This is a genomic window from Coleofasciculus chthonoplastes PCC 7420 (assembly GCF_000155555.1).
Taxonomy (GTDB): Bacteria; Cyanobacteriota; Cyanobacteriia; order Cyanobacteriales; family Coleofasciculaceae; genus Coleofasciculus; species Coleofasciculus chthonoplastes_A.
In genome coordinates, this window is the sequence record NZ_DS989842.1 from 435382 (window position 1) to 444772 (window position 9391).

The window sequence follows — 9391 nt, forward strand, 5'->3', positions numbered from 1 at the left end:
AAATGACCAACTTTAGCTTAACCACGCCGGATGAGACAGCAACGTGGCAATAACCCGGACACCGCGTAGCTGATTAGAAAGCGGCAGATGACCTTTGGGGGCGCTGAGATCCCAGGTAAACTCATTGGGGTATCGAGTCCAGCTATTCCCGGACTTCCAGCCAATTTTGGGCCACAGTTTTTCCCAGTTTTTGCCCATAGCAAGCCAAAGTTCTCGCTGCACAGAAAATCCAAATTTACCTTGAGAGTGAATCACCCACAGGGTATTAATTGTCTGTAAATCGGGAATCGGGAACTTCTCCACTTCGGAAAAGTACAACCATTTGCGCTGTAGAGCAGCAGACCCAGCTAAATCACAAAGTTTCTCTAATGTCAACCTATCCGCTGCCTGAAACTCTTGCTCGGCAAGTAACTGTTGTAGAGGAGCGTAGTCAATATCCCGTTCAGACAATAGGGGAACAATTCCTGTCGGAAAATGGCTTTGTAGAAACTCCTCTGTTTTGGCAGTCTTTGCCTGATAAAGGGCTTGGTATGCCAGACCGACACTGAGACTGGGAGGGGTTGAGGATTGCGCTTGCAGAAAGTCCATCAAAACATCTAAACCAGCATCCCCCTGATTCACCAGTTCGGGAATGAGCTGGAGTTGTTTTTTCTCAGAACTTGACCTGAGTTGGTTACTCAACTCGGCAAGCTGGTTAGAGGTTTCGGGTACGGAGGCAGTCGTTTGGTCTATCATGAAGCGACGTGTTTGAAGTTGCGGCAACTAATCCTATTGTCGAGGCAAAGTGGCTCGCTTGAACGCCTGAAACTGTAAAATTGAAAAAATTACTTGAGAACGTTGGTCTAGAAACCGCTCCCCAATCTCCCCCAGCTTCCCCAGATTCCCCAGCTTCCCCAGATTCCCCAGCTTCCCCAACTCCCTCATCTCCCCCATCTCCCTCATCTCCCCCGCCTTCCTACCCATTGCTCGGAGGTTGATAACCATTTTCATAGGCAAAACGAATAAGCTGAGCGCGGTTCCCCAGCTTTAACTTATTAAGAATACTACTTAGGTGGGTTTGAACAGTACGTGGACTAATAAACAAGCGATTGCTGATTTGCTTATTCGTCAATCCTTGAATTACTTCCCAAAACACTCGTTCTTCTGCAGGTGTCAACGGTAAAGGCGTAGGGGTGACAGTTTCTTCTTCCTGGGGAGCTGACACCTCGGTCGCTTGAGCGGTTTTGGCTTGGTTCGCTAACTCCGTGACAGCGGAACTGGCATTAAGCTGCATCAACTGAACAATCAGAGCATGGATACGACGGGTTCTCTCAAGCTGAGCCTCGATTTTAGCCGCCAATTCTCTAGGATTAACCGGCTTAATCAGATAATCATCCGCGCCGATGGAGTGACCGTGAATCCGGTCTTCTAGTTCTCCTTTGCCAGATAGAAAAATAAAAGGCATCAGTTGACCGGATGGAGTCGCCCTCAGACGACGGCAAAATTCTATTCCATCCATCTCTGGCATCATCACATCAGAAACCACCAAGTCGGGTGGATTTTTGACACAAGCCTCCAAAGCTTCTGCCCCAGAACTCACCTGTTGAACCTGATATCCCATATTTTCCAGGGCGCGTGTCAGAGTAATGCGTAATGTTCTATCATCATCAACCACTAAAATTTTTTTCATCGTTGGTCGTCAGTCATGGATCAAAAGGTTGAAGGTTAGGGTGGTGAGACGCTTTCCCTCAGAACGTCCTTCCTTGGGCAAGAAGCGTCCGGACAGGAGCAGGAATCAGGAGCAAAAAACTCAGTGTTGGTAATAGCCTAGCGACTTCAGTAGCGTATTGCCACAAACATTAGAACGACAAACCAACTGGAGGACAGATGAACCAACCCTCTGTCATCGGCTACCCCATCACACACACAGTCGGGTTAACGCCGAGCTAGGCTCTATCGAGGAACAGAATGCGCCACGATAGCCAACACAGATGCTTTATTCCAGCATAATAGTTGAGTTGGGCGAGTGTCTAAACCCTAGAGCGTCGGTCAAGCGATGTCCTAGACTATCGAGTCCAACCTTGTACCTGTACCGCTCAAGAGCAGGGGAAGCAATGTAGAAACGTGCCATGGCGCTAGGGTGGGCAGGGCAGTAAAAGAGAAATATTAACCTATATTTTGTAGTATTGGATACTTTTTTGGGGAGATTCCTCCGTCCTTCATCAGTTTGGTCAGCGACTGAAGCTATGCCTTTTATAAGGGGTAATGAGTAATGGGTAATTCATGAAATGTCCGTTATATTTGTTACCAATTTCTGGCTATTTTCGTCCTCATTCGACAGCAATCTGCAAAAAAACTTAATAAAGTTCCCAGCCGCCAAGAGATCTGGTAACTTTTTCGGAGCATCAATAATCGTGATGCTGATTTTAACCTTAGCCAAAGAGTTTTATGTACGAAAAAATCACACCTCCAGATACAGGGTCTCGCATTACCTTTGAGGATGGGAAACCCATTGTTCCTGATGATCCGATTATTCCCTTCATTCGGGGGGACGGCACAGGTGTCGATATTTGGCCCGCCACCCAAAAGGTTATTGATGCAGCGGTGCAAACGGCGTATGGTGGGAAGCGGAACATTACCTGGTTTAAAATTTATGCTGGTGATGAAGCCTGCGACAAGTACGGCACGTATCAATACTTACCCGAAGATACCCTAACCGCGATTAAAGAATACGGCGTTGCCATCAAAGGACCCTTAACCACTCCAATCGGTGGAGGTATTCGTTCTCTCAACGTCGCCTTGCGTCAAATTAATGACCTCTATGCCTGCGTGCGTCCCTGCAAATACTACCCAGGGACACCCTCACCCCACAAAGAACCCGAGAAACTGGATTTGATTATTTATCGGGAGAACACAGAAGATATCTACCTGGGAATTGAGTGGCGTCAGGGAACCGAAATTGCCGACAAACTGATTTCAATTCTCAATAACGATTTTATTCCAGCCACGCCAGAACATGGCACAAAGCAGATTCGCCTTGACTCAGGGATTGGGATTAAACCTATCAGTAAAACAGGTACTCAACGTCTGGTTCGTCGCGCCATTGAACGCGCCTTAAGCTTACCTAAAGCCAAGCAAATGGTTACCTTGGTGCATAAGGGCAATATTATGAAATACACCGAAGGTGCATTTCGAGACTGGGGGTATGAACTCGCGACCACAGAATTCCGGGCGCAATGCGTTACCGAACGCGAATCGTGGATTCTGAGCAATAAAGAACATGACCCAGATATCAGCCTCGAAGACAATGCCCGTAAGGTTGAACCCGGTTATGATGCTTTGACACCGGAAAAGCGGGCTGAAGCGACGACAGAAGTCGAAAGCGTTCTCAGTGCCATCTGGGATACCCACGGCAATGGTCAATGGAAAGAAAAAGTCATGGTCAATGACCGGATTGCGGACAGTATTTCCAACAAATCCAAACTCGCCCGGATGAATACTCGATTCTGGCAACGATGAACCTGAATGGGGATTATCTGTCCGATGCCGCAGCTGCCCTGGTAGGAGGTTTAGGCATGGGACCCGGTGCTAATATTGGTGACACCTGTGCCATTTTTGAAGCCACCCACGGTACAGCACCCAAGCACGCGGGTTTAGACCGAATTAATCCCGGTTCACTCATCCTATCTGCGGTGATGATGTTGGAATATATGGGATGGCAAGAAGCGGCTGATTTAATTACACGGGGAATTGGCGGTGCCATTTCTAATCGGGAAGTGACTTACGACTTAGCCCGCATGATGACACCACGGGTGGAGTCACCGTTGAAGTGTTCAGAATTTGCGGACGCAATTATTAAACACTTCTAGCTCTATCAGGCAGGGCACGACGATATCGTGCCCCTACCCAATCAATTATCCCTTCCGTTGTGGTAGGGGCACGGCAATGCCGTGCCCTATTATCACCATCGTAGTCTTGAGATTGGGGGCAGGGCGGGTTTCGTTGTCCAATTTGAGATTGGTCTCCTAATTTATAGCAATAGACACATCGATTAGGACGTTCGGCACAATTGTAGAGACGCGCCATGGCGCGTCTCTACTTTATTTTTACGCAGATCCCTAACCTTCTCTCCCTAACGGGGAGCATTTAATTGTGAGCCGTTGAGCTGACTTGGTTGTAACCCCGGTGTAATGAGTGTCGGATTATTTCCGGCGCTAGGAACGTTATTGGGTTGAATCGGATATTGTCCAACATTAGCGGAGTTAGCAGGTGCGGTTGGCATCACCGGAGAGGTGGTGACACCCGTTGCTGGGGCTGGAGGGGCAGGAACTGAGCGATACATGGGCTGTCCAGCACCGTTGTAAACGGTTCCATTCGGTGTCACTCCTGTGGGATAGGTGGGCTGTCCGGCGCCATTGTAACCAGAGACAGTGGGTACAGAAGCCGGAGGGTAGCTAGGCTGTATCATCCCACGGTTGGTTGTTGTCCTTGGCGCAGTTCGTGCTGGAACTCGGGTTTGTTCACTCGTTCTAGAGGTTGGCACGGTTTGACTTGGACTTGTATCAGAACGTTGCGTCAGTTGCTCAGAATTTTGATTGCTCGTTGTAGACGCCTCAGTTCCTGACACCTCAGTCAATTCTTGGAAAGCATTCGCAGAAGTCGTTTCTGAGTTTGACGACGAAGGCTCAGAATTTAACATATTCGGGTCAGGAAAGAGTCCCTTCCCCGATAAAATATCCCCCATGAGAAAGTCTTGTGAGGCTTTGGCGAAGGGATTGCTAGAGCCTAGTTTTGAGTCAGCAGCGCTATTTAGGATTGAGGGAGTAGAGGTTGACGGCGGTTCGGGTGCCGATGCGGTCAAGGAATTTTTTTTGTCTCCGGGCTTCTGGTTCGGTAGATTAGCCAACGCTAAAGCATTCTGTTGGTCAAATTCCTCAATGAGGACTGCCGAACTGTCAATATCTGCCATGTTAGCGGCAAGTTCTTCAGCCGAAAGCGTTGTCTCATCGGTTGAGTTCTCAAATTGCTCGCGGATTGGGTCTTCTTCCAAGAAACTCAACCAATTGGGATTCTGCCAATATTCCCAGACAAACAACACGATTAAGCCAAAGCCCATGACTGATAGCCAAAATTTGGGTTGCCTTAAGGGTTGAAGTCGGGCTTTTAAATAGCGCAGATACGCAGGCACTTGATTGGGAGATGACATAGCGCAAGCCGGTAGTATGATTTGACAAAAATTGAACGAACCGAGTCAGAATAAGTAGGATAATGTAACTTTTGTTACAGAAATATTTTAAAGGATTGATTTTTTCTGAGTAAACGGTTGGTTCTGTAGTGCAACCCACTAATTATATCTAATGTGATAGACTCTGCGACTCACCCGTTCGGACAGGTTATACCACCATGCTGTTCGGTTGAGCTGACTTAAGCCCTCAACTAAAGTTGGGGCTAAAAGCACCAAACCCGTTGAAACGGGTTCAAAGAGTCATACTTTACAATACCAAATTCGAGGAACGCTACCCCGGTTATAACCCAGTCCGCGCAGGCGGACTTTGGCAAGTGTAGCAGCGATTTCAATCGCCTCCTCTTGACAGTGGGTAATAAAGGCAGATTTGGTATCACCTCTTCAGGTTGAGGGGTTTGGAGACCAAACCCCTACCGGGCGGCTCGAATTAATAAAAATCCGCCAACCGCAAACCCCATCAGATTGGGCAACCACGCCGAGATTAAGGGGGGGAGGTAGTTACTTAATCCTAGAGCATCTCCGATCGCCATTAGCATATAATACGCGAAAATCACTAACACGCTAATCCCAAAGCCTGTCGCTTTACTGGTACGCTGAGGTTGATTGCCTAATGATCCCCCAACTAAGCCAAAAACAACGCAAGCAAAGGGTAAGGCAAATTTTTGACTGATGCGGATTTTGAGTTTGCGAATGTCCTCCTCATCCCCACTCTGGCGCTCTAACTCTAGGCGTTCTCTGGCTTGAGTGATGTTCATTTCATCGTAATCGCGGTCTTTTCGCGCCAAATCCAAGGGAATGCGAGGTAATTGTAGTTGTTGGTGTTCAAACCGCACGATGTTGCGGTAAGAGGCATCCGGTGACACTAAATAAATCGTACCGTTATAGAAATCCCAAGTGCTTTGCGCTACATTCCATATTGCGGAATCAGCGGTGACAATTTGGTTAAGACTTTGCTGAGACCAGTCGAGAATGGTTAAGCCCTTCATCCGCTCACCATCAAAATTTTGAGCGTAGAATAAGCGCTTGAGTGTCTTATCCTCTGCATATTCTCGATAGAAGATATTGCGCTCTTTGAAGGTGGGTTTTTCCTCTCCTAATGCCTTTTCTAAGGTTATCGTTGCTTGATAGTTAGAGGCGGGAACTACGTATTCATTAAATCCAAAGGTAATACCAGTCACAACTAAACTCAGTAATAACGCGGGTAGCACTAGGCGATAAATACTCACCCCGCAGCTTCGCAAAGCAATCAGTTCACTGTCGCTAGACAGACGGCTGTAGGTCAATAAGGTGGCTAACAGGACAGATGTAGGAAAAGCATACGCCATGAACTGAGGTAAACTCAACAGCAGCACCTTCAGCACCAATGTGGCGGGTAGTCCTTCATCCACCGCTCTCCGCATCAAGTCAAATAAGCTACCAATGGTTACCCCCACTGAGGAAAACATTCCCATCCCAAATAAAAATGGGGGAATGAGTTCGGTGATAATATAACGATCCATCACCGATACGCCAGGAATAAAGGAGAAAAGAGGTAGAGATTTACGGATCGTCATTCGTCATTCGTCTTATATCATTCGTCTTATGTTTATGTATGGGTTTGAGGGCTATTTACGAAACAGCGAGAAATAGCCAGGATTATTTTTGAAACTCATCACCCAAGTAATATTGTCGCACCAAGGGGTTGTTGTAAAGTTCTTCCGCACTACCCGATGCCAGAATTTGCCCATCTCGCATGATATAGGCGCGATCGGTGATGGCTAGGGTTTCGCGAACATTATGATCCGTAATTAAAACCCCAATTTCGCGATCGCGCAACCGGGCAATGATTTTCTGGATCTCAGCCACCGCAATCGGATCAACCCCAGCAAAAGGTTCATCTAAGAATAAAAACTTGGGTCCTTCTACGCCTGAAGCTAACGCTCTTGCCAATTCGGTGCGACGACGTTCACCCCCAGAAACCCGCCTCCCAATCGTATTCGCTGCTTTTTCCAAGCCAAACTCTTCGATCAACGTTCGTAATCGCCAGCGCCATTCTTGACGCGGTACACCCGTTTGCTCTAGCACCAGTCGCAGATTATCCCGAACCGTCAGATTACGAAATATACTGGGTTCTTGTGCCAAATAGCCAATCCCAAAACGCGCCCGCTGGTGCATCGGCTGCTTGGTGATGTCATTATCATCTAACCATACTGTGCCTTGATTGGGTTTTTCTAGACCAATAGCAATGTAAAATGTGGTCGTTTTTCCCGCACCATTTGGACCTAGCAGCCCCACAACTTCCCCTTGTGCCACCGATAGATTGACGCGGTTAACGATAGACTTTTTGTTATAGGATTTATGAATATTCTCTAAAACGATTTTCAAGAATAGCTACCTCAGTTGGAGAGTTATGTAATGTGTACAGACGTGCCATGGCACATCTGTAGGGGCGGGTTGTACTATTATCGTTTCCTTTTGACCCAGATGTAACTAAACCCGCCCCGACCAAGTTTTTAGTCTGTAGGGGCGGGTTTCACTACTACCGTTGGCTGTCACCCAGATGTAACTAAACCCGCCCCGATTAGTGTTCAGTTGAAGGGTACTGACTGGTATGCTGGTGGGTTGAGCGAAGTCGAAACCCACCCTACGGTATCTCAAGGGTTTCGGCGCTAACGAATGACGAATAACAAATGACAAATAACAAATGACAAATAACAATTATGGATCACTTACTGGAGTTTTGAACACAGGTTTTGGATTAAACGGAGGAGTTACAGGCGGCGCGACAGGTTGAGTTGGAGCTTCTGGATCAGACACAATGTAGATCGATTCAACCTGTTGTTCAGTTTTCGGTAGAGCAACAAAGCGCCCTTCATCAATTAAATAGGTAATCGTTTCACCACGCAGACTATTGCCTTGTTGCAAAACATAAACATTCCCCGTGAGAACAATACGCCGTTCTCGACTAAAATATTGAGCTTGAGCCGCCGTTGCCTGAATTTGGCGAGCCGGATAATCAATTTGTACATTCCCCCGCGCTGTGACAACACCCGTTTGGGAATTCGCTTCTTGAACATCTGCCCGAACCGTGATCGCACGTCCATCACCCGTTTGGGCTTGGGCATCTTTGAGGGGAGTCGGAAGCGCGATCGCTCCCATCAGGCTAATTGGCAGTATCAGCGCTATGCCTAGACGCTGCTTCAGGTTAACCATATCAAATAAGCAGGACTTCATCAGTTTATTTATCAGCCATAAGTGTCGGGCAGATCCGAGAAGTCTTTCAACCTCAGACCTTTGTATTATACTACTGGCGATTCATCGGGAATTCAGTCTAGCTGTGCAAATACCTCATGGCTCTCCAGTAGGTGGGGACAATTAAAGTTAGCGGTGGAGATTAGGGAACAGGGAACAGGGAACAGTAAGGGTTTGAGGCTTGTTTACATAACTTAATCTAGTTAAGTTTATTTCCACCAACCTACTTACCCCAAGCCCATAACTGAAAAATCGGCTACAGTTCGTTCTCCTGACTTCGTTGAAAATATATTACCTTTGCCGTTTAGTATTGTAGTCTTTAGCCAGCGATGACAACTCAGCCGCGCGATCGCCAAGATTCGCCCTCACCGTCTCTTGATCCGTCTTCACCCGTAGCTAATGTGCTACAGTTTCCGCAGACTGAGCCAACCTTTTACTACTTTGCCTATGGCTCCTGCATGTGTCCGGTTGATTTAAAGCGATCGCTAGGTGAAAATACTCATGCTTTCGTCCTAGGTTCAGCCGTTCTCAAAGGATATAGACTGGGATTTAACCGCAAATCAGCACGGCGTAACTGTGGTGTACTGGATATCGTCCCCGATGTAAACGCAATGGTTGAAGGCGTCTTATACCGCTTACCTGAGCGATTTAGTGATCCTCTTGATCACCGGGAAGAAGTACCCCGTGGTGGCTATCGACGAGAAACCGTAGAAGTGTCTCGTCAAGGACGAATCTATCACAATGTCCGGACTTATGTGGTTGTGGAAAAATTAGCCGAAGAATTAGCACCGAACGATTGGTATTTTAATGTTGTGCTGCGTGGGGCTATTACTTGTGGGTTAAGTGAATCCTACTGCTGGCAACTCTTTAACCACATGCACCAGCTTCAACAGCGTCACTGGCAAACCCAATCCTTACGTTCCGCGTAGGGGTTTG

Annotated in this window: 8 protein-coding genes and 1 pseudogene; 2 read left to right on the forward strand and 7 right to left on the reverse strand. The window is 47.4% G+C overall.

Going from position 1 to position 9391, the window contains the following annotated elements; genetic code table 11:
* Positions 1-12: 12 nt before the first annotated feature.
* Both MC7420_RS03715 and MC7420_RS03725 read right to left on the reverse strand, forming a co-directional pair.
* The gene (locus MC7420_RS03715; protein ID WP_006098487.1) at positions 13-735 is read right to left on the reverse strand and encodes a GUN4 domain-containing protein; all 723 of its coding nucleotides are present in this window, start codon (positions 733-735) and stop codon (positions 13-15) included.
* A 220-nt stretch (positions 736-955) separates the two neighbouring features.
* On the reverse strand, positions 956-1669 hold the full coding sequence (locus tag MC7420_RS03725; RefSeq protein ID WP_006098608.1) for a response regulator transcription factor: 714 nt from the start codon (positions 1667-1669) through the stop codon (positions 956-958).
* A 758-nt stretch (positions 1670-2427) separates the two neighbouring features.
* Between MC7420_RS03725 and MC7420_RS03730 the strand changes: the two are divergent.
* Positions 2428-3848 (forward strand): annotated as a pseudogene (locus MC7420_RS03730) (NADP-dependent isocitrate dehydrogenase).
* On the opposite strand, the gene MC7420_RS39115 reads toward MC7420_RS03730, so the two are convergent.
* From MC7420_RS39115 to MC7420_RS03750, 5 genes are all read right to left on the reverse strand, one after another.
* Complete coding sequence (locus tag MC7420_RS39115) at positions 3835-4065, reverse strand: hypothetical protein (RefSeq protein ID WP_157453017.1); 231 nt, start codon at positions 4063-4065, stop codon at positions 3835-3837. The pseudogene MC7420_RS03730 and the gene MC7420_RS39115 overlap by 14 nt on opposite strands.
* A 46-nt stretch (positions 4066-4111) precedes the next feature.
* Positions 4112-5185, reverse strand: a complete 1074-nt coding sequence (locus MC7420_RS03735) for a hypothetical protein (protein ID WP_006098676.1) — start codon at positions 5183-5185, stop codon at positions 4112-4114.
* 449 nt (positions 5186-5634) lie between these two features.
* Entirely contained in the window at positions 5635-6777 is a 1143-nt protein-coding gene (locus MC7420_RS03740) for an LptF/LptG family permease (protein WP_006098631.1), read from the reverse strand.
* Positions 6778-6859: 82 nt separating this feature from the next.
* Positions 6860-7588 carry an LPS export ABC transporter ATP-binding protein gene (gene lptB / locus MC7420_RS03745; protein ID WP_006098580.1) on the reverse strand — a complete coding sequence of 243 codons (729 nt, stop codon included), beginning with the start codon at positions 7586-7588 and terminating at the stop codon, positions 6860-6862.
* A 333-nt stretch (positions 7589-7921) separates the two neighbouring features.
* Positions 7922-8437 carry an LptA/OstA family protein gene (locus tag MC7420_RS03750; protein ID WP_006098391.1) on the reverse strand — a complete coding sequence of 172 codons (516 nt, stop codon included), beginning with the start codon at positions 8435-8437 and terminating at the stop codon, positions 7922-7924.
* Between the two features lie 347 nt (positions 8438-8784).
* Between MC7420_RS03750 and MC7420_RS03755 the strand changes: the two genes are divergently transcribed.
* Positions 8785-9384: a gamma-glutamylcyclotransferase gene (locus MC7420_RS03755; RefSeq protein WP_006098651.1), complete on the forward strand. Its 600-nt coding sequence runs from the start codon at positions 8785-8787 to the stop codon at positions 9382-9384.
* The last annotated feature ends 7 nt before the right edge of the window (positions 9385-9391 follow it).

Bases quoted from the DNA above. Each gene is read 5' to 3' on its own strand.
- MC7420_RS39115 (WP_157453017.1), bottom strand. From the start codon at position 4,065: ATGGCGCGTCTCTACAATTGTGCCGAACGTCCTAATCGATGTGTCTAT.
- MC7420_RS03715 (WP_006098487.1), bottom strand. From the start codon at position 735: ATGATAGACCAAACGACTGCCTCCGTACCCGAAACCTCTAACCAGCTT.
- MC7420_RS03755 (WP_006098651.1), top strand. From the start codon at position 8,785: ATGACAACTCAGCCGCGCGATCGCCAAGATTCGCCCTCACCGTCTCTT.
- MC7420_RS03740 (WP_006098631.1), bottom strand. From the start codon at position 6,777: ATGACGATCCGTAAATCTCTACCTCTTTTCTCCTTTATTCCTGGCGTA.
- MC7420_RS03735 (WP_006098676.1), bottom strand. From the start codon at position 5,185: ATGTCATCTCCCAATCAAGTGCCTGCGTATCTGCGCTATTTAAAAGCC.
- MC7420_RS03725 (WP_006098608.1), bottom strand. From the start codon at position 1,669: ATGAAAAAAATTTTAGTGGTTGATGATGATAGAACATTACGCATTACT.
- MC7420_RS03750 (WP_006098391.1), bottom strand. From the start codon at position 8,437: ATGAAGTCCTGCTTATTTGATATGGTTAACCTGAAGCAGCGTCTAGGC.